This is a genomic window from Paraburkholderia sp. J8-2, assembly GCF_905220195.1.
Taxonomy (GTDB): domain Bacteria; phylum Pseudomonadota; class Gammaproteobacteria; order Burkholderiales; family Burkholderiaceae; genus Paraburkholderia.
This window is the reverse complement of sequence record NZ_CAJMZA010000020.1, coordinates 109008-132044: the sequence shown is the minus strand read 5'-3', so window position 1 is coordinate 132044 and position 23037 is coordinate 109008. Positions and strand designations below refer to the sequence as shown.

Genomic DNA, 23037 nt, shown 5'->3' with positions numbered 1-23037 from the left:
ACAAGCAACGCGATGCCGATCAACGCTGCACCGATCGGTACGAGCCAGATGGTGAGCGGGAGAAATCGTCTGATGGACATTGAAAGCTGCTGCAAAAGTGAATTACCTGAATTGGGCGAGCAGTTCGGCTGCGCCCCGTTCAATGCCGGTTTTGGGGGCGTCTGGCGAGCTCAACCTGGCAGACAGCCCGCCATCTGGATATCTTTCGATATAAGCTTCAATCAGCTTGTTTGAAGAGGAATCCGAAATTTCTACCGCATAGATGACATATCCTGGCAGCGCCGTGCCTGCACCGGTAAGCGTGAGCCGAACACGAAGCGTGTCGGCTCCGGATTCATTCACCAGATCGAAGCGGGTGGCCAGCGTTTCTGCGAACGTAGCCTGCATGAAATCAGCGAGCTTCGAGCGCTCCGCGTTGCTGACGTGGCGAAACTCTGCATCCGGCCCGCCGTAAAGCTGGACCGGTTCGAGGATGAGTTTTCTGTACCGTGACCAGTCCTGCGGTAACGCATACCGATAGGGCATATGGGTTCCATCCCGGTCGTCGGGATTGACGCGCAGGTACGGCCATGAAGCGAGGCTGGAATACTTGACGGGCTTGACTGCCGAGCACGCCGAGAGTGCGAGGCAAGCGAACAGTGCAAGACCGAGCGCTGCGCAAATCAGGGCTTTGGGGGCCATCGTCAACAGCCATTCGAACGCGGGGGTTGTTAGTTTCCGTATACTCATACGAACCGTCTGGCCGGTTTGCAAATAAGGCGCTTCATAACGACGCTAAATCTGGGAAGCGTCCTGGCTGTCGTAGCGACCTGTACGCGGACGGACGATAGACCGAGGTGGCTCGCGGGTCATACTAACGCAGGTCAGTCGTCATGTAAACCGTCTAGCCGGTTTGTCTTTTATCCCATGTGCGTCGCGGGCATTGGCGGATCCCTCGGCCGGCCGCGTCGCTGCCTTCGGGGTGACGTGGATTTTTGTGCATTTTCCGGCTAGGGGGACATAAGCCTAGCGCGGTCCCACCTTGTGGCCCTGTATAAATTGTCTTTCCAATCAAGCAACTGCTAACTCCCCCTTGAACGACTCACATTTGTGTGTGATGCCCATAGCAGCCCGAGGGTTCCACTGTTCAGGACTCGTAGTTCAGGCTCGGCGACTGGTAGTCGCCACTCATTCGAGATGGTATGCGGGTATTTCTCTTCGTGCTTGTTGGACCCGGTGCCTCCCTGCGGGAGACGCTACGCACTCACTCGGACGTGCGGAGGATCGTCATGGAAATCGACATTCTCGGCGTCGATCTTGCGAAGCATTTCTTCCAGCTCCACGGCGCGGATTGTCGAGACCGTGTCGTGCATTGATCGAAGGTCTTGAGGAGCTTCTTCTCTGAAACCGCGCGCACATTGAACCCAAAAATGGTTGTCATGGAGGCATACAGGACTGTCCATCACTGGGCGAGGTGTTTGCAGTCGATCGGACCGAAGTTCGGCGAATCAGTCCGCAATATACTGTACCGTTCGTCAAGACAAGTAAGAACGATCGCAACGATGCGGAGGCGGTAGTCGAAGCTGCCAGCCGACCCACGATGCGCAGCATGTCGATCAAATCGGTCGAGCAACAGGCCATCGAGGCGGTATACCGCATGCACGCTATCCTACCGCGCCACCGAACCGCGCTGATCAACCCGATACGTGGCCTGCTCGGCGAGCGCCCCGTTCGAACTATCCGCTTAGAGGATCAAAAATGACCCAAGCGCTGGCTGAGGTTCTGCTACTAGCTTCCATGGTCGTGAACGCGACGCTCTTGATTTTCATTGCTGGCGTGCTTCGGCACGTCATGAACGACATGGACGCAGCGACCTTCAAAGACTTCGTAGGATCCCTGGTACGACACTCAACCAAATCGCCGTTCATGATCATTGCCCTAAACGTCCCGCTGATCGGCGCTATTCCCTATTACTACTTTTATGGATTTGGAAATCGCTGGATCAGCGCAGGACTCGCGCTATGGCTGGCCGGTGGACTCATATCAAAACTCGTCAAGCTCCCGATTTACAAAAGCATAAAGGCAGCCGAACGTGACGATGAAGTTCACCTAGGAGAGCAACGCCGAAGATTGAATGCCGGAAACCTGCTGCAGGCCGCATTGAATTCACTAGCTGTAGCTATGATGATCGTTGCATGGTTCAAATGAGCGACGGGCTTCTGTAATTTGAAAAACTGGAGGTGGTGTTTCCGTCTCCTGGATCAAATTCGGGATCCTGTACGCCGGGCGTTGCTGAGCATCCCATCGCGAATGACGCGATTCGAAGCGACGATATGGTAGGCAATTGGCGCGGTGTCCCAGTCGATGTCATTTAAGAGGTCGAAATACTGGATGACTGTACACGTCGGCCATTTTGCGAAATCACCGAGAGAGTCCGTAGGGGATCGAAGGCGGCGAGATAAGGAACCAACGATATTGCCGCTAGAACCCGTCGCGCGCACTACCCACGCTCTTCGATCCGCTCACGTGCGCGGTACCCGTTGCTGGAATTAAGGCGTGCCTCCCCAGGCATGGGCTTGGGTCTTTATATCTGCCGTTGCATTGCGCAAGCTCACAACGGAACGATTGAAGTTGAATCTGACGAGAACCATACCGTCTTCACCGTAACAATCTCACGAGGCGCAGCATAGCGACGCGGTCAGAGATCAGGGGAGAGCCTAGCTGTGAACGAGAGCGCGTCGCACGATATGTCTTGCTGACCAGCTTCCTCTTCAATGAACCAGTGACGGGACCAGGCTTGTCCCTGCGGCCGCTTCGAATGTTTGTCCTGAATGCATGTCGATGTGCAGTGCTTCGGTGAAACACCGTGTGATTTGACATAAAAACAATTGCCGAAATTTCATCTTGTTCAGGCTATTTTCAGATGTCCGCTTCGGACATCTGAAAATAGCTTTGACAAATTTCGTATTATTACGGGTGGTTCGAATATATTCGAGCTACTTATCTTCTTGCACATCAAGCCCATAGCACCTCCACCAACGATACCGAATGCGGAACGATTGCGACGTCAGACGGCTGAGCGCCCCGAGGTCAGATCTCGTCCTCAGCGAACACGCTGTGCTCGGCAAGCACGGAGTCCTTGTCGACGCACTGCACGTGCCAGTGCCCAACAACGCTTGATCCGCTTTCGCGTTCAGTGCAGCACCAGAGTGCCTCGCCTGATTCCCCCTCGAACGGGCCAGTTTGGGCTTCCATGGCGAGGCCGTCGAGGATGAACAGGGGGCGCGCATCATGCTGATCGCACACCACCGTGCCGCGCTCATCGACCCGCAGCTTTCCCCAGTCGGGAAATTGGAGGCCGGCATGACCTTCGCGCGACCACTTGTGGGTGTCGTTGTCGAGCCAAAGGATCGCATAGGCATTCGGGTCAAGACGGTCGAAAGTGCCGAGATGGAGCGTGATTCGCATGAATTTCTCCGGTCGCGTTCGTGGCTTCGTGATCCGCTGCAGCAGTCGGCGGACATATCGACTGTACGTGCAGCGGCAAGCTTGTACATGCGTCAGGGTGTCGCTTGTTGCCGCTTTATACTTACTAGGGCGCCGCGGCGGTTCCTCGTCTACCGATTTGAATTCGGCAGGGCTCACGATTTTGATGTACTCGATGTCTGGCTCGTGTTCGAAGAGGACGGCGCCTGATGCACGCAATCGCCCGCTTCGACGAGCGCTTCCTTGTCGCCGTACACGAAGCGCGCCCAGTCTTTGAGCATGCTGACGATATGAAAATCTGCCTCATGCCGGTGCCAGCCCGCGCCCAATTTCGGCGCAAGATTTGCCCTAAAAAGTTGCGTGACCACCTGTGACCCTCACGATTTCCAGATCACGATAGACAAAGAAATAGCGCAGCCCAGTGCGCGTGAATGACGTGTCCTGCGGCTTGACGTGCGAAAAACCCGTGGTAAGTCCGGTTTGCATGGCAGATCTCCCGAGTGTGATGGAAGAAGAGGGACCAGGTTTGGCAAGCACGACGCGTTCCAGCATCCTAATTTTGGCTTGGCACCCGGTGGTGGGTGCCCTGTTTCCCGATTTGTGACAGAACTAGATCGGCTTCGAGCTATCCGTGGGCTGGCTCGCATCGACGCCTCGCTTCTGGCTGACGTACACCGTTTCCGCGAGAGCCAGCCCTCGTGGCACTTCGCCTCATATGTGATACGTGATGAAAGTTCGCGAGAGCGCCCCGGTCAACGGCAGAGTACGAGCGCAGCGTCCACCGTCCTTGCTGGCGCAGGGCGCTTCGGGCGGCATATCGACTGCGCTCATTCAGGTGGGCCGTGCTGCTTGCTTCGAGGTGTGGGCCACGACGCGCAATGACGGGGGTGCCGCGATCGGCGAGCGCCTCGGCGCCAACCGTATATCCCACCACGGCGATCAGTTGCCGCGCCGCGCTGGGCAATCGTCGACAACATCGGGACCGTGACCTGGACGGACAGCCTGAGGGCGGTCACACGCGGCGGCGTCGTGGTGGTCAACGGGGTGACGACCGGCCGTGCAGCGGAAACCGATCTGCTTCGCATTTTCGTCGAGCTGATCGGCATGTGCGGCGCCATCATGAGCACGCTTGAAGAGATGAAAGCCATGACGCAGTTAATCATCTGTAAAGACATCTAACCGGAGGAAGGCGCTGTCGTGCCGATGACGGAGGCTCGTGCGGCGATCGCCGAGATGATCGACGGCCGCACGCGGGGAAAAGCCGTCTTCACACGATGAGCGCTCGGTCGGATGCCGCGTGATACTCTGCTTGACCGCGCGCGACAGCGAGTGCGAGACGCCGCCGCTGACGTACTGAGACTTATTCATGTCCATCGTGAAGACACATTATCTGGACCTGCCTGTTGTACTGGAGCCAGCTCACCAACTCGACATTACACATCAGCGGTTCGATGTATGCGCGCTGCCCGCTCATCAGCAGCTCGGCGCATGGTGCGATCGAATGATCGGTGTCGTCGACCTGCTAACAACGCGCGATAGACGTGGACAGCCGTTTCGCGGCCGGATCGACCGCTATGCCGTGGGCGAATTCCTTCTCGCGGACTGCTACACTGATCGCATCACGCAGGACCGCACGATCGCGAGAATTTCCAGGGACGACGCTCGCAGCATCGTGTTCCACATATTCTTCGACCGCGCGCCCGACAACGAGCTTATCTACGCCGGCAAAAAGCGCACTGACCCGGCGCTCGAGGGCGGCATCTTCGCGATCGACCTCGATCAGCCAATGCAGTTCAGCCGAGCCGCCTGCCGGCACGTGACGATTTTCCTTCCAGGCCAGTTGCTGTGCGACGTGTTTCCGGACCCATCGGCGCTTCATGGGCGCATGCTCTCGCCCCTCCTGCCGGTCGTGCGCTTTCTCACGGACAGCGTCATGTCACTGGCTGCGCAGATCCACCGCATGGCTGCAGGTGATGCGCACCGCGTACTGCGGGAACTGGTGCTATTGATCGCGGATGCGTTCGCTGACCAGGCGGGGTTGAAAGGCAGCAAGTCGTCGCTTGGACGTGCGATCGCATTCGATCAGGCGCGGCGCTACGTACGCGAGAACCTGCATGATGACAGCCTCTCGCCCGACAGCGTCGTGGAATCGCTTGGTCTTTCCAGACCAACGGTGTATCGACTTTTTCAGCATGACGGCGGCCTCGCCGCGTACATCAGACACGTCCGCTTGCGCGCTGCCGCCCGCGAACTGGTCGCGTGGCCGGGAGTGCCCGTCAAGGACGTCGCGTATGCCCACGGCTTTACGAGCGCGTCCGACTTCACACGTGCCTTTAGACGCGCCTATCGTATGGCACCTCAGGACGTGCGGGTGCATAACTCCCGAGCGGGCGAGGATGGATTGATCGATTGATCGCGCGGAGACCGTCATTAGCAGATTGACTCAGTGGTGCATTGGCGGCGCCGAGAGCTGGTGTGCGGAGATCCTATAATGTTCACAAACATTAGTACGAATGCGATAAATAACCTTATGTAAAGTGGGTTGTGCGTTCAACGAAAATGGGCCCGGGCTAACGTCGCCAAGATCCCTCGCGGCGAACTTGTTGCCGTCGACATCAAGGCAAGGGACTCTTTGGGCAAACCGTGGTACTGGCCTCTTAAATGTCGCCCCGCCCAACGAGCACTGGTAGATGCGAATGAACGGCCCGAACGTGCGAAGTGGCAGGAGAGACTTCCGAAACGACGGGAACGGCAAAATCTCGCTGTGTCGAATCACATTGCTGACGGCGCCGACGGGCGGCATCCATGGCTTTTCCCCACCTCATGGTCAAGGAATTCTCGAACGGGAACCCTACCGGCAACAGCCAACGTCAGGAGACAGGACAGCCAAATTAGGCCCCGAAGCCGTCGCGCGGTAAGCCAGGGCCAGTCGTCTTTCGGCGGCGACCTTGCTTTGGGTCCGGCGTCGTCTCCGACCGCCGCGTGTCCATTGGTGTACCTCCACGCCCACTCCTCGCCTCCGGCGGCTCGGCCCGTTTGGATCAAGCGACGATCGTAGCCCACTAGCTGTCTTGCCGATCGCCCGACTGCTGAGACTCGCCACTCGGCCAGCGGCGACTTTCGGTGGTGTGTTTCAGCTACGTAAGAATCCAGGTATCCATCTGGCTTGTTTTGGTGACTTGGGCTGGTGCAAATACGAGCCGCCGCTTGAGATTGACCGCGAAACCGCCTGGCACAGCGTCTGTTACTTTGAAGTTGTGATAGTCGTATTGGTTGGCCAGAGCGTCGTATGCTGCGATCGCCTCGCCCTCAGTGCGCCAAAGATGCTCAGATCTCACCCTCTCCGCTCTAGGAAAGATGCCATGGGCATAGTATTTCTCGAAACGAAACTTTACCCGGATGCTTTTGTCAACGATGTTCGTAAGGCTTAGGAACTTGGGGATGGTCCCTTGGATGCACTCTCGGCAAGGACTCCATCGTGCCACAAAGATGATCGTGCATCGCGTAGGGAGTGCCTGCAGCGTTCCGTATTGCGTGTTCAGCGCGGTCATGAGCGCTTGTTCAACGTGAATTCCGCTCTTCAGATTGAATGTTTCAACGTGAAAGAACTGCATGTGTCCGCCTGGAAGCGCGACCGCTACGGCCGCGGACATCGCATCCTCCGACTGGTCGTTCCTGCGGATATGAAATACCTCCCATGCATCATATGTCATGCGTCCCATGCGATTTCCTTAGTTGAATGGGACCGAGGAGAGTGGCACGTGCCGCCGGCCCGCATCAAATTTTTCACAGAGGGTTACTGAGTTAGCATAGGCGACGTGAGCATTGGGGACCAGAAGGATGTTGCGGACCACAGATGTATATCTCGCCGTGTTGGCCGGTCTTGACCTCGTTGGCCGCGTCGTCGTACTACCAGGGCACCTTCGGAACGCTCCTGCACGGACAGTAGGATTGCGGCGGCAGAGCGCTTTGGGGTGGTTGGCACCGCCGATCGGCGCTTGCTTGCAGGTATCCGCACAAGCGCCCTCCTGCCAATCCCGCGCCGCCTCGTGATCTCAAACGGCGGCCGACTCGACTTTTGACTCGCGCAGAGGGAGCATGCCCGCAACGGTTCGCCACGCGCTCGCGGTCTATTCAGTGCTGATCGAACACCGCGACGACGGTGGCCTAGTCGTTCTCAGATGACTTGCACGCGATTCGGAGAGGTCTCGATACTGTAGTTGCTTTATCAACTACAATGAGATTACCCCGCGGGGCAAAACAACCGCTACAGCGCGCTCGCAGACTTCGCCATAGGCGTTACGCTGTACACGCTCTGGAGAGTGAAATTCAAGTTAGGACTTGCAATCCGGCGAATCGAGCGGCACGAGAAATACGCGGACAGCGCACGCGTGATTTAAAAAATCCCCATGGCAATCCCCGCCGCAAGCCCCGCGCCAAGCTCGGCGCAACGTGCAAGATCGTCAGCGCCAATGGTCTTGGGCGCGAGGATGCGCTCGGGCGTCTGCGCATGCGTGCATACAATGACGCCCTCTGCCACCGCCTTCAACCGCCAGCCCGTTGCAATGCGATCGATCTGGCGCAGCGCGTTCTGCCCGTCACTGCCCGCACAGATCATGACCGCATAAGGTCGACCGTTTACACGGTCGAGCGCCGCGTAGTAGCTGCGGTCGAAGAAGTCCTTCATCAGCCCGGACATGGCCGCGAGATTCTCCGGCGTCGCGAAGAGATAGCCATCGGCGGCGAGCACATCGTCCGGCTGCGTTTCGTCCGCAAGCTGGAGTCTGACCGTGACTCCCGATTGCCCGCGCGCAGCGGCGGCCGCTGCCTCGGCCATTTGCCGTGTGCCCCCCGTCATCGTGTGATAGACGATCAGCAGCGTCTTCATGCGTCTTTGTCCCGTAGGTTCCTGATGAGGGCGGCCCGAGTCCAAGCTCTCTTCGCTCGATGACTTGCTGGCCGAAGCATCAAATTAATGTTCGGAAACATCAATATAATGCGATAAATTGGCTGAACTCCGACCGCGCGCTTGCTAACTGAGGAGTTTAGCGGCCGTTTGCACGATTTCCGCGACGAACACTTTGACCATTGGATGGTTGCGTTCGCCGCGGCGATAAGCGACGTAGATTTTTCGGCGAAGCTCCGGCCTCAGCTTTACCCATGCGACGCCCGGAGGTAAGCGTAGCCTCCTGAGTCCAGGGACGACTGACACAGAGCAGCCGGAGGCCACCATCGCTTCGATCATCTCCGATCCACGGCATATGGCGTTGGTCCGAGGCTCGTACCCGGCGCGGCGGCACAAGTCGGCTACGAAGCTGCCCAAGGGTCCACCGGTCGATTCGATCGCCCAGGTTTCGTCCTTGAGGTCGGCCAGGCTGAGCGACGGCTTTTTGCTCAGCGGATGGTCAGTCGACAGTGTCACGTACCAGACATCCTCGGCCAGCGGCACAATCGCGATGTTTTCCCGATTCTCGCCCGCCACGATTGAGAGATCGTCAATCAAGGCGATGTCCGTTCTCCAGGACCGCAGTGCCGCGACCCCATCAATTGCCTCCAGTTCTTCGATTGCGATCGCCAGACGCGGATACGCGTGCTGCAGCGTCTTGACCGTGTCAGGTAGGACAACCGAGGCGATCGACTGAAACGCGGCAACGCGCAGCTCGCCGGCGATCTCACGCCGAAGCTCGGCCATTTCCGAGCGAGCTTCGTCCAGCACAACCATCAGCCGCTCGGCGTAGCCCACCAGTGCGTGGCCCGCGGGCGTAAGCCTGACCCTGCGGCCGATGCGCTCCGTGAGCGTGACGCCCGCCTCATCTTCAAGTTGTGCGATCTGCTGTGAAACCGCTGAGGGCGTAAGGAACAGGGCCTCGGCGGCAGCGGCAATCGTGCCACACCGCGCCAGCTCCAGGAGTGCCCGCATTCGACCGAGCTCCAAGGCAGGTACCTCCTGAAAGAACAGATTGATTCAACAGAATTGCTAATGTATTACGTCAAAAACGATAAGTATACGTAAGCATACTGGCCGCCTAAGATTGAATCGTCGAACAGCGCAATAGAACGGCCGCAACGCACATGCGTAGTGTCGAGTTCGACCAGCGTCACTGGTGAACAACTTTCTGGAGATTATTATGTTTGCCTTCCTCCTTACACGGGTTAGCCGCTGGTTCGAGCGCGCTGAACAAAGCCGCAATGACGAGTACCTTGCAGGCGCTCGGGACATTGCCGAGCTCGAACACCGGATGCGCTCGCTGGAAAGCGGCTGCTAACTGATGTCAGGCTTGCGCGAAATCTTTTGGTTGGCTGGCGCGCTCACACGTTGATATTCGCCTCGATGCCACCACACGCGCCTTGAGAGCGATCCTCGGGCGCTGACTGCGAAGGTAGCGGAGCACGATTTCACCGGACTACGCCTGGCGATGGGCTGACGCGCCGGCCCGCGGTCCGATGTCGGCCCGCTCTCTGCCCGGATGACCAGGATCAATCGTTACAATGCCTCGACGAGTTCCCTTCGACAGCATCGAATGCGAAATATCCTGACCTCCTTTTTCTGGAGCGGCGACGCCATCCGCAGTCGACGCGTAAGTGACATCGTTTTATCCGGAACGCTCGATCTGCCGGCGCCTTCTGCGGCCGTGCTTGCGGATTGGCAACGAGACACGACCGTGCGGCTCGCGCTGGAGCCAGGGGATGTCGAGGCGATGCATCTGGCACGCACGCAAATGCGCTGGCCGGACTACAGGCGCTGCGTCCAGGCCGTGTCCGCCTGGACGGGCGCCCTGGGACTGCCCGCGGTGCTTGCCGACAGCGACATGGCGCTGATGGCCTGTCGTGGCGCGAGGTATCACCACGATGGCGAACAATACGGCGGTACCGCTTTCTGCAATCTCTTCCTGAGTGAAGACAAGGGTCTGGACTTGCACTTTCCCTTTACGGGCCAACGCATTCCACTTGAGCGGGGAACAGCCGTGATTTTCGATCCGGCTCAGCCCCACGGCGTCATTCAGCGCGGCAGCGACAGTTTTTCTGCGGCCGAATTCGCCCCGGACCAGGACTTCGACCAGATTTTCCTGACGTGGGAACTTCCCATCGAAGACGCCGATATTGGAAGCGCGCTAAAGGTCATCTTCGATATCGCCCCCTCGACGTCGCAGCATCTCGAGAAAGAGCAGGTCTGGTTCAACGGTTCACCCGCCGCCGTCTGCCCGGAATCTGGTCGCTGGCTCCCCGTTAGCTGATATCGACGTCACGGCCAGTGTTGACGGCGGCCTTCAGATCGTGCCTCTACCGGTTTCGTTCGCGCAAAGCCACACACGCTTTTCCGCCGAGTTCCTGCTTCGGCTGGTAGTCAACCTGAAGGCGTCGCGCGAGCAACGCCTCTCCCTCCGCGGCGGATCACAGACGTCCTGATGTGACGAAAATGTGCGCCGCGTGGATGCCATGTTCATTGGCACGGTCCAGGAAGCTAAACACGAAAAATATTCGCAATCCTTATTTAAAGTTCGATCATTAAAATTATGTAAAATATTGGCGCGAACAGAAGCCCACGCGCAGCGGAGCTCGCTTGAACAAAGTTGTGCTTGCAGCGATTGAGCAACGCTGGAATAGCCCAGTTGGGCTTGCCGCCGATACAGGGATCAACCTGCGCGGGACGCGCCGTGCATCAAAAAGGGGCTCGCCGGTTGCCGTGGCGCGCGCGCCGCTCAGCCTCTAAGTGGGCCTACATCAGCCTCGATTTCGCGTACAACAGCTTCCTCGCCTGCTAACTGCAACTCGCAATTAGCGCATTGGCAGCCAGCTTCCGTGCGCCTTAGCACACGCACTGTCAGTGCGAGCATTCAGCTGGATTGATCCATGTCTCGGCGCAAAACCGCACGTCTGCCTGCCTGAGCAGCAGGAATCTTGTTAATTTCTTTAGTATGCCCCGGCACGTACCGCGATATGGCGCCATAAATTGGATACGTAAACTTACGTTATATTATGTAGCAGTCCGATCTATAATTTCGCATACACGGTTACTCTGCTTGTTCAAACACGCCTTCACTGAACCACGCCAGCCCCACGCCTCACAACGGCCTTGTATTCAGTGGGACCAGCACTCGATCGAAATTCGCGTACCCGGTTGTGCATCCTCAATACGCAGGGAATACCCATGAAGATTCACGACCGCAGCGACAATGCTGAGCCCCAAGCCCGACCCAGGAACATGTTGCGTGTGCTCGGACCGGAAAAACCGTTGAAGAACAGCGCTGCGCTCGCCACGTGGAATACCAACACCCGTATCTGAGACCTCTAACCGGGGGCCATCCGCGCCGCTTGCCAAGGAAATCTCGACCTTCCCACCCGCGGGCGTAAACTTGATCGCGTTATCGACAAGATTGCTTAGTGCCTCAAACAACAAAGCCCTATCTCCGTGCACGACATCATGCGCGCCGGAACGAATAGACAAGGTTAGAGAGCAGCTCTCAGCCAGAGGCTCAAACAATTCCTCTATGTCATCAAGCAGTTCCCCGAGAGCGACATCTTCAAAGCCACCACGGCGACTTAACGTGCCGATCTCCGAGATCCGCATCATCGCCCGGAACCGATCCAACAGGTGATCAGTCTCGCGCCGAACATCAAGAATTCGTTGGTCGAGATCCACGTCACCGTAACGTGCAGCCCTATCGGCAATGTGTGAGAGCTTCGCGCGGACGTGCCCAAGTGGAGTGCGAAGATCATGCGCGATACCATCGCAGGCACCTTTTACCTCTCCCATCAGCCGCTCGACTTCACCCAACATATGGTTCACCAGATCCGCAAGCATATCGAGCTCGTCCCTTCCCTTGACCGGAAGGCGTTCCGAGAGATCGCCTTCTGCGATCTTTCGTGTGACCATCTGAATTTCGCGAATCCTTACACGCTGACGACGATGCAGAAGCCAGGCAAAAAGAGCGCCGGCCAGAAGACAAATGCCACCAACAACAATCAAGGCGTTATTCGTACGTCGCTGAATGCTCAGGATATGAGTCAAATCATGGGCAACTAGCAGAATCTGACCGTCGGGACGCCGGAGGACCATGGCCCGGACTACGGGCGAGGTCTGTCGAGCGTCGATCGAAAGCGTGTGCTCGAAGGTTGCGCCCGTGCGATCACTCGGCAAAATTTTCGGTAACCCACCGACGTCGCCAGCGACAGCTTTGCCATTCCTATCGAACAGGCCATAAAACGCTGTGTGTTGATGCTCATGAGCGAGCCGGTCACTTATCACCCCTTCAATCTCACCTGGCGGGAAAGCATCGAAATAGTTTAGTTGCCATTCGATGATGAGATCCGTACTGCGCTCCATCGTCTGGGTCGTTGACACACCTATAAATGCGAGCAGGAGCATCACCGCAACTGAAAACAGGGTTGCATAAGCTGCGATAAATCGGGAGCTTGAAGACTGCCACTGACGGCGCGCAGGCAAAACAGGACCGCCTCCGCCTTCGCTCGCTGCCGCTGATGAAGCGCCTTCGTCCTTGATATAAACATTCATCTGTGACTTTTTCCATTCCGAAACCAGGCGCATACCACGCTGGAGTCGTAGCCGAGCTCCGCTGAATTTTACGACTGCTCCTGAGATAGGCAGTCGATGCCGCGATCGAAGACGCCTGCCTGCCGCCCCGAAACAAAGCGGCGCCTACATTTCCCCTTCATAAATCTTACGTCGATATGATTCATATTTGCTATCGCACCCCGTTTCATCGCTATTCGAGAGCATCGGCTGGTTGCAAATTGCATTTTATATGCGTAGAATGCATTCGTCGATTGCCCCCTATCTCGGCAATGCGCTCTGGCTGCGGCCATCCTGAGCATCTGATTGAAGTCTTCGCAGCCGGTTGATGAACAATGTGCGGATGACGAGGTTCTCCGAACGCTCATAAACTTCCAGCCATTGGTTATTTGAGGCCAGTTATAAAATTGGTTCAAATTTCCTCATTATCATCATAATAGTTCGCAGTCCTATTAAATTAAATTTAACTCAAAAAATTCAATAATTTCAGCCATATACGTGCCACTCTGATCGAGAATTCATGCCTGTTACGAGTGATGAGGTGATGCATGAAAAAGGCAATGGCCGTTCGCATGATCAACGAATACGGCGCACCATCAGTGTGCTTTGAGATGGACGGAAACGCCGCTCTCTTTGATGCTGAAGAGCTCGACGAGCTCATCGAAGAACTCAGTCGGTTGCGGTCAGGTATGCGTCCTGGTGTACCGAACGCGCCCTCGCGAGCACATCAGTACGTGATGGAAATGAACCCATCGTGGTACACCGAGCGCACTCCGCTCTTTGACGGCGCTGCCCTGTTTTTGCGTCACAGCGGCCTTGGGTGGGCATGCTTCGCGTTGCCAGTTGATAGCCTGCAAAAGCTCGCGGATGCGCTCTACACGCACATCCGCGAACACAACACGATGCAGCCCCACCTCGCGCTCAATTGAGCCCAGGCGAATCGAGAGGTAGTGACGATGGACCAGCTCCAGGCAATGCGAGTTTTCACACGCGTCGTAGACGTCGGCAGCTTCTCCCTTGCGGGAAAGCGGCTAGGCATATCGGCATCAGCCGTAACACGCAGCATCAATATGCTGGAAGCACATCTGAATATGCGCCTCCTGAACCGTTCAACGCGTAGCAACTCGCTCACGGAAGCAGGGAAGATTTATCTCGATGGCTGCAGGACGGTCATTGAAAAGCTTGACGAACTCGACTCGGAACTATTCCGTGCAACCCGGGATCCGGGCGGGCACCTGCGCATCGCGGCTCCTGCAGCTTTCGCCAACACGGAGCTGACTTCTGCGCTTGGCGAGTATCGCCTGGAAAATCCGCGCGTCGAATTCGAAATCGTCACCTATGACACGACAATTGACTTGATCGAGGGCGGCTTTGACGTCAGTTTTACAACAGACCGCCATCAAATTAGCGCAAACCTGATCAGCAGGCCTCTCATGTCCGTGCAGCAAAGCCTGGTAGCGGCGCCAAGCTGGCTCCGTCGCAATCGCGACCCCGCATCGCCGGATGACTTGCCCGAACTGCAGCTCCTTGCCACTGCTGATCATCCGAAAACGCTTGAGATTGAGATGGCTGGGACCTCGTATCGCGTCAACTTTCGAGGACCGTTGTCAGCCTCGCACTATTCCGTCGTCCGGGCGGCGGCGATCCAAGGCATGGGTATCGCGCTGCTACCGGAACCTACGGTTGCCGCAGACATTGCGTGCGGAAAGTTGGTTCGAGTCCTGGAAGGCTGCTCGTTTAACTACCCCGGCGCTGAGCTCCGCCTTGTCTATTCTGGTCGAAAATATTTGTCCGTGAAAGTCAGGAGCTTCATCGACTTCGTCGTCGAGCGCTACAGAAATAGCTGCCATTTGCAATCCAGCCCGCTGATCGCTGGGGCCGCCTGAAGGACGTCAGTATGCTCCAACACTGTTCCCAAGAACCCATGCCAAGAATTCTTGCCATTGAGGCCGATACATTGGAGGAACGCAGCTTCACCGCGGCACTAACCTCGAAAGGTCTCACCGTAGACGTCGCGACCTCCGGGCGTGAAGGTATCGCCAAAGTCATGGCGGCCGAGTACGACGCTATTGCTGTCGATCGCTGGCTCCCTGATTTAGACGGTGTAAAAGTTCTCACGACACTGCGCGGCATTGGCATTGAAACGCCCGTCGTGATGATCAGTGCAACCACGACGGTCGAAGAAAGAATCGAAGGTCTGCGCTCCGGATGTGATGACTATCTGGCTCGACCATTCTCGAATGACGAAATGGTTGCGAGGCTTGAGGTGGTCATGCGACGCAGACATATCGCCGCGCAGGCGTCTCATGTTCTGAAAGTCGGCCCTCTTTCGTTTGACCTTCTCAATCAACGGCTTTCCTGCGACAAAAAGGTCGTGCGCCTACGACCAACCGAACGGCGTCTGCTCGAATTCATGATGCGCAACGCAGGCCGGGTAGTGACCCGCACAGCGATATTGGAAGGCGTCTGGGGTAGCGCATTCGACCCCGGAACCAACCTTGTGGACGTACACATTGGACGCCTGAGAAATGCCATCGAAATTCCGGGTGAACTGCCGCAAATCAGAACTGTGCGAGGCGTTGGCTACATCCTGCAGGAGTAGCCGAACGCTCCGTCAATCGCATTGCATCTTTGTGATTTCTCTTGAAGTCGCAGTGCACTGCATCTTCGCAGGCGCCCTCTGCGCGACCTGGCGAGGACTTGCAGTATCGTCACCTTACAACAGGTCGCCCGCCTGAACCGAGAGGCATTTCAACGTGACAGGTCGCTGAAGTGCTTCATCTCTTACCGACATGCGAACTCATATCGCCAGAACAGACCAATGAATGCCATAGTTGAGGTTGCCCTTCGTCGGCCACTAACCTTCGTCGTGATGAGCATACTCATCGTTCTGACAGGTGTGGTTTCGATTCTAAAGACGCCAACGGATATCTTCCCGTCAATCAAGATCCCCGTTGTTGCCGTAGTCTGGACATACACCGGTCTTTCGCCGAAGGATATGTCCGGTCGTGTCGTTTACTACTATGAGCGCACGCTCACCACTACTGTTTCGAACATCGAGCATATCGAGAGCCAATCGGAATACGGTCGTGGCGTCGTCAAGATCTTTTTCCAGCCGGGCACCAACATTGCAGCTGCTCAGGCACAAGTTGCGTCTGTCTCCCAGACGGTTCTGAAGCAGATGCCTGCTGGCATCACCCCTCCGTTGATCCTCTCCTACGATGCGTCGTCCGTCCCCGTTCTGATGCTCCAAGTCTCGTCGAAGAACATGACGTCGGCTCAGGTGTATGACATGGCGTCAAACTTGATTCGGCCAGCCCTCGTCTCAATCCCCGGCGCGTCTATCCCTACGCCTTTCGGCGGAACGACGCTCAACGTAGAAATTGATCTGGACCAGACCAAGCTGCTTTCTCATGGAATATCAGCGGCCGACGTCGCCGCAGCGCTAAAGCGACAGAACGTCGTTTTGCCTGCGGGCGACCAGAAAATCGGTGCTCTCGATTTCATGGTGCAGACTAATTCGACGCCGGCGGAAGTGTCGACGTTTAACAATATGCCGATCAAGACGGTGAATAGTGCCACTGTGTATCTTCGCGACGTCGCACATGTCTATCGAGGGCCGCAGCCGCAGATCAACGCAGTGCTTGTGAAGGGTAAGCAATCAGTGCTGATCGAAGTGCTTAAGAGCGGTGATGCCTCGACGCTAAGCGTCGTTTCTGGCATCAAAAAGGCGCTGCCTGGCATCATCCGCACTCTTCCTGCTGGCGTCTCGATTACACCGCTCAGCGATGCTTCCGGCTTCGTTAAAGATTCAGTTCGAGACGTGATTCAGGAAATGGCGACGGCAGCTATCCTCACAGGCCTTACCGTCCTTCTGTTCCTGGGCAACTGGCGATCGACCATCATCGTCGCGACAAGCATCCCGCTGGCGATCTTGTGCTCCACCATCATGCTGCACCTGACGGGGCAATCGATCAATGTGATGACACTAGGTGGTCTAGCATTGGCGGTCGGCATCCTTGTGGACGATGCCACAGTGATGATCGAGAACATCGATGCCCACCTGGAATCTGGGGCAGAGCTCGAACCCGGCATCATCGCAGCAGCCAATCAGATTGTTATCCCGACTCTCGTAGCGACCCTTTGCATTTGTATCGTCTGGCTGCCACTCTTCCAGCTCGACGGCATTTCCGGATATCTGTTCCGACCGCTCGCGGAAGCAATTGTATACGCGATGATCGCGTCATTCATTCTTTCTCGGACTCTCGTACCGACGATGGCAGCGTGGCTGTTGCGTGGTCATGTTCATGGGCACCATGGAGCTCCTGACGAAAACCCGGGATTCTTCAAGCGCTTTCAACGCGGATTCGAAAAGCGGTTTGCTGCATTTCGCCAAAGCTACAGCGACGTCCTGTCCCGTGCAGTAGACAATCGAAAGCAATTCGTCACCGTCTTCATGGTGTGCACCGTCGCCTCGATGGGCCTCATCGCCTTTCTGGGGCAAGACTTCTTTCCGAGCATCAAGTCGGGCGAAATCGACATGCACATGCGGGCGCCGATCGGCACGCGTCTGGAGGAAGCGAGCAAGACTGCAGTGCTGGTGAACCAGCAGATCCGGAAGCTCATTCCTGGTCAGGTGACCAACCTCGTTGATAACTGCGGCCTGCCTGTTAGTGGCATCAATCAGGCATACAACGCAGATGGCACGATCGGACCTCAGGATTGCGACATTACCATTGGGCTGAAGAACGACGCGTCGCCGGTAGATGACTATCGGTTCAAGCTACGCGAGGAGTTGCCGAAGCTGTTCCCCGGCACGGAATTTTCGTTCCTCCCCGGAGACATCACGTCCAAGGTTCTGAATTTCGGCTTGCCTGCCCCGATCGACATCCAGATCTCCGGGCGCGGCCAAGCAAAAAATCTCGCTTTCGCGCAGCAGGTCGCCGCGCGCATCCGACAGATACCCGGTGCCGCCGATGTCCACATCCAGCAGGCATTCAATGAACCCACCCTTGAATTCAAGGCGGATCGATCTTTTGCATCCGGAATGAACCTGACCGAAGAAAACATCGCGAATAATGCACTCACGACGCTTTCGGGTAGCGGACAGACCTCACCGACCTACTGGCTCGACACGGCAAATGGTGTGTCGCACATTGTCAACATGCAAACACCCCAGAACCAGCTCAGTTCGCTAAACGATCTTGAGACCGTCCCGATTGACGCGGGAGGCGGCGCGCTTGCCGGTCAGAAGACTCAGATTCTCGGCGCCCTCGGCACTATTTCTCAGACCGGCTCTCCTTTGCTGGTGTCGCACTACAACATCCTGCCAGTCGTCGACATCTACGTGTCTAACCAGCGTCGAGATCTCGGGGCCGTTTCGAATGCAGTTGCCAAAGTCGTAGCCGAAATGCAAAGTCAAGCGCCCCATGGAGCGAGCATCCATATTCGCGGGCAAGCTACGACGATGCACTCCGCCTACGCACAACTGATCGGGGGGCTGGTGGTGTCGGTGGCCCTCGTGTACCTCGTGATCGTTGTGAATTTCCAGTCATGGCTCGACCCGTTCATCATCATTACGGCGCTTCCCGGCGCGCTGGCTGGCATTGTCTGGAGCCTGTTTCTCACACATACGGACCTATCGGTCCCCGCGCTTACCGGCGCCATCATGTGCATGGGGACGGCCACCGCGAACTCGATTCTTGTCGTCTCGTTTGCACGTGAAAAGCTCGCTGAACATGGAGACGCGGTACGCGCTGCCATCGAAGCTGGTTATGCCCGCATCCGTCCGGTGCTGATGACGGCGCTCGCAATGATTATCGGCATGCTGCCCATGTCTCTCAGTAACTCGCAAAACGCACCGCTTGGCCGCGCCGTGATCGGCGGCCTCCTTGTGGCTACGTTCGCCACGCTGCTGTTTGTCCCCTGCGTTTTCGCGATCATGCATCGCAAAAAAGAAGATACCTTGGAGTCCATCTGATGAATGTTCGTGAAGAAATAACCACGCAGACGAGTTCGCGGCCCAAGTTGCTGGCGCTTGTTGCGGCTATCGTGTTGGCCGGTCTGGTCGTATATGGCGTTGTCGAACGCCATGAAAACGTGTCCAGCCTTCAGACTGTCGCGGAAGATGAGGCCGTCCCGAAGGTGCAGATTGTCACGCCGTCACAAGGCCCGTCGACACATGCTGTGTCGCTACCGGGAGACATCAAGGCGTGGTACACCGCGCCGATTTACGCGCAGGTCTCCGGCTATGTGAAGAAGTGGTATGTCGACTACGGCACGTTCGTCAAAGCTGGGACGCTTCTGGCGACGATCGACGCCCCCGCAGTCGACCAACAATACCAGACGGCAACTGCAAATCTCGCGGTTGCAGAGACGAGCAGCAAGCTGGCCGAGGTCACCGCCAAGAGATGGAAATCTCTCGAGGGGACAGAGGCAGTGGCTCAGGAGGACGTCGACATCAAGGTCGCGAGCGCAGAGGAAAAGAAGGCACGCGTCGAAGCTGCCAAAGACGAGGTCGCACGATACAAAGCGTTCGAGCAGTTCAAGAGCATCGTCGCGCCGTTTGATGGCATCGTCACCGCTCGTGACACCGATGTTGGCAATTACGTCAACGCGACTGGCGGCGATGTGAGTTCGCATGGTGCTGCGGACGAACTGTTTTCCGTCGCAGACGTTCATGCCATGCGTATCTTCGTTTCCGTACCGCAGGACTATTCGGATATGCTGAAACCGGGCCTGACAGCGACCTTCACAGTGCCCCAATATCCGGGGCGGCAGTTCTCAGCAAAGTTGCTGACGTCAGCCAATGCATTCGACCCTCGCACGCGCACAGTGGTTACGGAGCTCGTAGCCGACAATGCCGACCATGAGCTTTGGCCAGGTACGTACGCGACGGTCCACTTCAATGTTCCAACGGATAGGAACGTCGTCGTGATCCCCGAGCAGGCCCTGCTATTCCGCGAAGAGGGCATGCAGGTGGCTGTTGTCCGCGCCGATGGTCGCGTACATCTTCAGAACGTCAAACTTGGGCTGAATCTTGGACAGACGGTTCAAGTCAAGTCAGGGTTGAATGCGACCGACCGCGTGATCGTCAGCCCGTCCGCGGGCATTCTGGAGGGCCAGAAAGTAGAGGTCGTCGCCGGCGCCCCCGGTACCGCTCCAAAAACCAGCGTGGCAAGCATCTCGCGTGCGGTGCTCCCCGCGGCAGGAAATTTCGAGAACACCCAAAGCGACCAGAAATCATGAGTCTTCTCAAAAAACTTTTGCTCCGCGCTGGGTTGCTGATTGGAGCGGCCATACCGCTGGCAGCGTGCAGCCTCGCGCCAACATACAAGCCGCCTCATGTTGTCATTCCGGCAGCCTATAAAACCGTGCAGGCTCCGTTTGAGCGGGCGAACCCAACGGCTCAGCTTTCGCAGGGGCCGTGGTGGACCATTTTTAACGACGCCGAGCTAAGCGGACTGGAAAAGCAGCTGGACGCCATGAATCCTAGCCTTCTCGCTGAGCAGGAAACATACACGCAGGCCCGCGCTGTCGTCGGCGAGGCACGGTCCCAGCTGTTCCCGCAACTGAGTGCACAGGCTTTTGGCTCATTAAACGGCGAATCGAAACACGCGCTCTTCCATAATCCGTCATCACTGTCTGCTGAAGAGTCGTCGCTTGGCTATGGCGCCGCCGCATCCTGGGAGCCCGACCTCTGGGGAGAAATCCGGAACAGAACCCAATACGCGAAGGCCAATGCGCAGGCGAGTGCTGCCTTGGTGGCATCTGCCAGACTGGGGCTTGAGCTCGAGCTTGCCGAAGACTACATCGAGTTGCGCGGGCTCGATACGCAGCACGCGCTCTATCAACGTACGCTCGACTACTACGGAGACGCAGTAAAGGTCACCAAACTGCGCTATGAAAGCAAGATCGCGGCGGGTCTCGACCTCGAACGCGCGAAGGACCAGCTTGCAAGCGCCCAGGCGGCGGATACCGACGCGCAGGCAAAGCGCGCGGTACTCGTGAATGCGATCGCCGTATTGACTGGGAACAACCCGTCCTCTTTCGAGATACCTGCTGAACAGTTGTCAAATCTGTCGGTACCGACCGTCCCGGCAGGCGTACCTTCAACACTGCTTCAGAGGCGTCCTGACATCGCCGCGGCCGAACGTGAGGTCGCGGCAGCAAACGCAGCAGTCGGCGTAGCTCGCGCCGCCTTTTACCCGAATATTCGATTAGGCGCTGCTTTCGGTTTTGTGGATGACGGTCTCGCACTTGCAGCGCTCCCCGAAAGTGCGTGGTCAGTCGGCTCCTCTGCCGTTCTACCGCTCTTCGAGGGTGGCCTTAGACGATCGGAAGAACAGCAAAGCTGGTCCGCCCTAAGACAAGCCACAGACACTTACCGTGCGACGGTACTGCAGGCATTTCGGGAGGTCGAGGATCAACTTTCGTCCACCAGTAAGCTCGGTACGGAGTCGATCCAGCGCAAAGATGCTGTCACCGCCGCGCTCAAAGTTCAGACGACCGCGATGCAACTCTATACGAGTGGGCTCGACAATTACCTGAATGTCACCGTTGCACAAAAGAGTGCACTGGACGCCGAACTGTCCGCAGTGCAGGTGGAGACGCGACGGCTGCAGACTGCGGTGAGGCTTGTCGGTGCATTAGGTGGAGGATGGACAGCCGCTGACATGCCCACCGCTGGCCAAGCGGTTCCCTTTTCACCTATTGGCATAGGCAAGTTGTCTGGGGAAGCGAAGCAGCAATAAACCCGGTGGGAAAGCATCGCCGGGGTGAGGGCGAAGGGGCTCGGCAAACCCACTCTGTTTGCTGTCTACGCGGTGCCGCACGCGAATAATTTTGCAAAGATTCCAGCAGCGCTATTCCCTCCCCTGAAGACGCCCTGTCTCCATATCACGGATGGATTCTGTCAGGCGGTCGTCCACCTGATCCAGACCGCTCTTTTGTTCCCCGCCGAGGCTCACTGCCTCGTTTGCGGCTCTGGCGACCGGAGCCCCGCCAGAGCCGCCTTTTTCTCCTGCGCCTGCCAGCCTGCGATCCAAAAGGGCCGCAACAGCTAAAATTTATTGTATTTTATGATCATGTCGTGCATTATTTTCCGAAGACGGATCGGGCACTGGTTGTTGCTTACTGGACTCCTCATCCAGCGATTCGTCTGCTCATGCTGTGCTACGTCTATGCGCCGCTGAAGTTTCCGGCATTCCCGACTCCCAGAAATTTGCGTAGGACTACATTTAAACTGCGAACGATGTCCCCAATGGTTGCTGGTTTCAGGAACTCATTCGTCTGGATCTACCTTCGGCTGACCGAAATCAACGCAGACACAAACACACTGTAAAAAATCACTTTGAGACGACCAGCGCACCCGCTGGACAACACCCTCACCCCGGTGATATTGCTGACCGCGATCCATCAATCGACTCTCGTGAGTCTGCTACGGTGCCAGACCGCATTGCCTTGATCAGACACACCACCACCGCCGCGGTGAATGCTGCCCTGACACGCACGGCGATCACAGAGCTCACCGGAGCGGGTACATTGCGGGTTGCACTGAACTGACCAACGATCTGCGCGTTCGGAAAGACGAATGGACTCGCGAGAGAAAACGCGTGGGCTCCGCACATAACATTGACGTGCGCCTATCTTCTGCTTGCAGGCGCCTATGCGGTGCCGGCCTGCTCCGGGACGCACCTCGCGGCCGTCATGCGACCGCTGCTTTACTCGATGCCTATGTGCACAATCTTGTGAACATGAGATTTATCAAATTCCTGCTCGATCTACACTGCGTCGGATGCTAGGTGGCCGTTCCGCACGCACAATTCGATAGCAGTCCGCAATTCCATCGAACGCTCAGCAGCCTGCTGACGCGTAACGCACAATAAGGGACTCAAATATGGTATCCACAACGCCGGAATTGAGCACTGCCGTCCGAGCGTCAGTTCTAAACGAAATTAAAATTTCTTCATAGTGCTGCTTCTTTTCTGATAGTGCATTGGGAATATCCTGTTCACAACGGTTAGCCAATACATGACGAA

20 protein-coding genes and 1 pseudogene are annotated in these 23037 nt (G+C 57.0%); 14 read left to right on the top strand and 7 right to left on the bottom strand.

Annotated elements, in window-relative coordinates:
- Positions 1 to 102: 102 nt before the first annotated feature.
- Positions 103 to 681 (bottom strand): DUF3313 domain-containing protein, encoded by a 579-nt coding sequence (locus U5A52_RS30750; RefSeq protein ID WP_321937540.1) that lies wholly within the window; start codon positions 679 to 681, stop codon positions 103 to 105.
- A 500-nt stretch (positions 682 to 1181) separates the two neighbouring features.
- Here U5A52_RS30750 and U5A52_RS30745 point away from each other — a divergent pair, with 500 nt between their 5' ends.
- The 4 genes from U5A52_RS30745 (at position 1182) to U5A52_RS30730 (ending at position 2669) form a co-directional block, all read left to right on the top strand.
- Positions 1182 to 1355, top strand: coding sequence for a hypothetical protein (locus U5A52_RS30745; protein WP_321937538.1), 174 nt, complete (start codon positions 1182 to 1184; stop codon positions 1353 to 1355).
- 233 nt (positions 1356 to 1588) lie between these two features.
- Complete coding sequence (locus U5A52_RS30740; protein ID WP_321915999.1) at positions 1589 to 1741, top strand: hypothetical protein; 153 nt, start codon at positions 1589 to 1591, stop codon at positions 1739 to 1741.
- Complete coding sequence (locus tag U5A52_RS30735; protein ID WP_321916000.1) at positions 1738 to 2187, top strand: hypothetical protein; 450 nt, start codon at positions 1738 to 1740, stop codon at positions 2185 to 2187. Before U5A52_RS30740 ends, U5A52_RS30735 begins: the two co-directional genes overlap by 4 nt.
- 362 nt (positions 2188 to 2549) lie before the next feature.
- Positions 2550 to 2669, top strand: coding sequence for an ATP-binding protein (locus U5A52_RS30730; RefSeq protein WP_321930691.1), 120 nt, complete (start codon positions 2550 to 2552; stop codon positions 2667 to 2669).
- Between the two features lie 400 nt (positions 2670 to 3069).
- On the opposite strand, the gene U5A52_RS30725 is transcribed toward U5A52_RS30730, so the two are convergent.
- Together U5A52_RS30725 and U5A52_RS30720 are read right to left on the bottom strand one after the other, a co-directional pair.
- The gene (locus U5A52_RS30725; protein WP_321918041.1) at positions 3070 to 3447 is read right to left on the bottom strand and encodes a DUF3564 family protein; all 378 of its coding nucleotides are present in this window, start codon (positions 3445 to 3447) and stop codon (positions 3070 to 3072) included.
- 135 nt (positions 3448 to 3582) lie between these two features.
- Positions 3583 to 3951 (bottom strand): annotated as a pseudogene (locus tag U5A52_RS30720) (cupin); the annotation flags it as partial.
- A gap of 498 nt (positions 3952 to 4449) precedes the next feature.
- Between U5A52_RS30720 and U5A52_RS30715 the strand changes: the two are divergent.
- Together U5A52_RS30715 and U5A52_RS30710 are read left to right on the top strand one after the other, a co-directional pair.
- Positions 4450 to 4644 carry a hypothetical protein gene (locus U5A52_RS30715; protein ID WP_321937536.1) on the top strand — a complete coding sequence of 65 codons (195 nt, stop codon included), beginning with the start codon at positions 4450 to 4452 and terminating at the stop codon, positions 4642 to 4644.
- A gap of 187 nt (positions 4645 to 4831) precedes the next feature.
- The gene (locus tag U5A52_RS30710; protein ID WP_321937534.1) at positions 4832 to 5878 is read left to right on the top strand and encodes an AraC family transcriptional regulator; all 1047 of its coding nucleotides are present in this window, start codon (positions 4832 to 4834) and stop codon (positions 5876 to 5878) included.
- A 724-nt stretch (positions 5879 to 6602) separates the two neighbouring features.
- On the opposite strand, the gene U5A52_RS30705 is transcribed toward U5A52_RS30710, so the two are convergent.
- From U5A52_RS30705 to U5A52_RS30695, 3 genes are all read right to left on the bottom strand, one after another.
- A complete protein-coding gene (locus U5A52_RS30705; protein ID WP_321937532.1) occupies positions 6603 to 7187 on the bottom strand; it encodes a hypothetical protein in 585 nt (194 codons plus the stop codon).
- Between the two features lie 674 nt (positions 7188 to 7861).
- A complete protein-coding gene (locus U5A52_RS30700) occupies positions 7862 to 8353 on the bottom strand; it encodes an NAD(P)H-dependent oxidoreductase (RefSeq protein ID WP_321937530.1) in 492 nt (163 codons plus the stop codon).
- Positions 8354 to 8497: 144 nt separating this feature from the next.
- Positions 8498 to 9385: a LysR family transcriptional regulator gene (locus U5A52_RS30695; protein WP_321937528.1), complete on the bottom strand. Its 888-nt coding sequence runs from the start codon at positions 9383 to 9385 to the stop codon at positions 8498 to 8500.
- Positions 9386 to 9593: 208 nt separating this feature from the next.
- Here U5A52_RS30695 and U5A52_RS30690 point away from each other — a divergent pair, with 208 nt between their 5' ends.
- Both U5A52_RS30690 and U5A52_RS30685 read left to right on the top strand, forming a co-directional pair.
- Positions 9594 to 9731 carry a DUF3563 family protein gene (locus tag U5A52_RS30690; protein ID WP_321937526.1) on the top strand — a complete coding sequence of 46 codons (138 nt, stop codon included), beginning with the start codon at positions 9594 to 9596 and terminating at the stop codon, positions 9729 to 9731.
- Positions 9732 to 9986: 255 nt separating this feature from the next.
- Entirely contained in the window at positions 9987 to 10700 is a 714-nt protein-coding gene (locus U5A52_RS30685; protein WP_321937525.1) for a hypothetical protein, read from the top strand.
- Between the two features lie 845 nt (positions 10701 to 11545).
- Here U5A52_RS30685 and U5A52_RS30680 read toward each other — a convergent pair.
- Positions 11546 to 12979, bottom strand: a complete 1434-nt coding sequence (locus U5A52_RS30680) for a HAMP domain-containing sensor histidine kinase (RefSeq protein WP_321937524.1) — start codon at positions 12977 to 12979, stop codon at positions 11546 to 11548.
- Positions 12980 to 13545: 566 nt separating this feature from the next.
- Between U5A52_RS30680 and U5A52_RS30675 the strand changes: the two genes are divergently transcribed.
- The 6 genes from U5A52_RS30675 (at position 13546) to U5A52_RS30650 (ending at position 21750) form a co-directional block, all read left to right on the top strand.
- Entirely contained in the window at positions 13546 to 13926 is a 381-nt protein-coding gene (locus U5A52_RS30675) for a hypothetical protein (protein WP_321937523.1), read from the top strand.
- A 27-nt stretch (positions 13927 to 13953) separates the two neighbouring features.
- Complete coding sequence (locus U5A52_RS30670; RefSeq protein ID WP_321937522.1) at positions 13954 to 14883, top strand: LysR family transcriptional regulator; 930 nt, start codon at positions 13954 to 13956, stop codon at positions 14881 to 14883.
- A gap of 38 nt (positions 14884 to 14921) precedes the next feature.
- Positions 14922 to 15599, top strand: coding sequence for a response regulator transcription factor (locus tag U5A52_RS30665; RefSeq protein ID WP_321937520.1), 678 nt, complete (start codon positions 14922 to 14924; stop codon positions 15597 to 15599).
- Positions 15600 to 15818: 219 nt separating this feature from the next.
- The gene (locus U5A52_RS30660) at positions 15819 to 18977 is read left to right on the top strand and encodes an efflux RND transporter permease subunit (RefSeq protein ID WP_321937518.1); all 3159 of its coding nucleotides are present in this window, start codon (positions 15819 to 15821) and stop codon (positions 18975 to 18977) included.
- Complete coding sequence (locus U5A52_RS30655; protein ID WP_321937516.1) at positions 18977 to 20245, top strand: efflux RND transporter periplasmic adaptor subunit; 1269 nt, start codon at positions 18977 to 18979, stop codon at positions 20243 to 20245. The genes U5A52_RS30660 and U5A52_RS30655 overlap by 1 nt, the downstream gene beginning before the upstream one ends.
- The gene (locus tag U5A52_RS30650; RefSeq protein WP_321937515.1) at positions 20242 to 21750 is read left to right on the top strand and encodes an efflux transporter outer membrane subunit; all 1509 of its coding nucleotides are present in this window, start codon (positions 20242 to 20244) and stop codon (positions 21748 to 21750) included. The genes U5A52_RS30655 and U5A52_RS30650 overlap by 4 nt, the downstream gene beginning before the upstream one ends.
- Positions 21751 to 23037: the final 1287 nt, after the last annotated feature.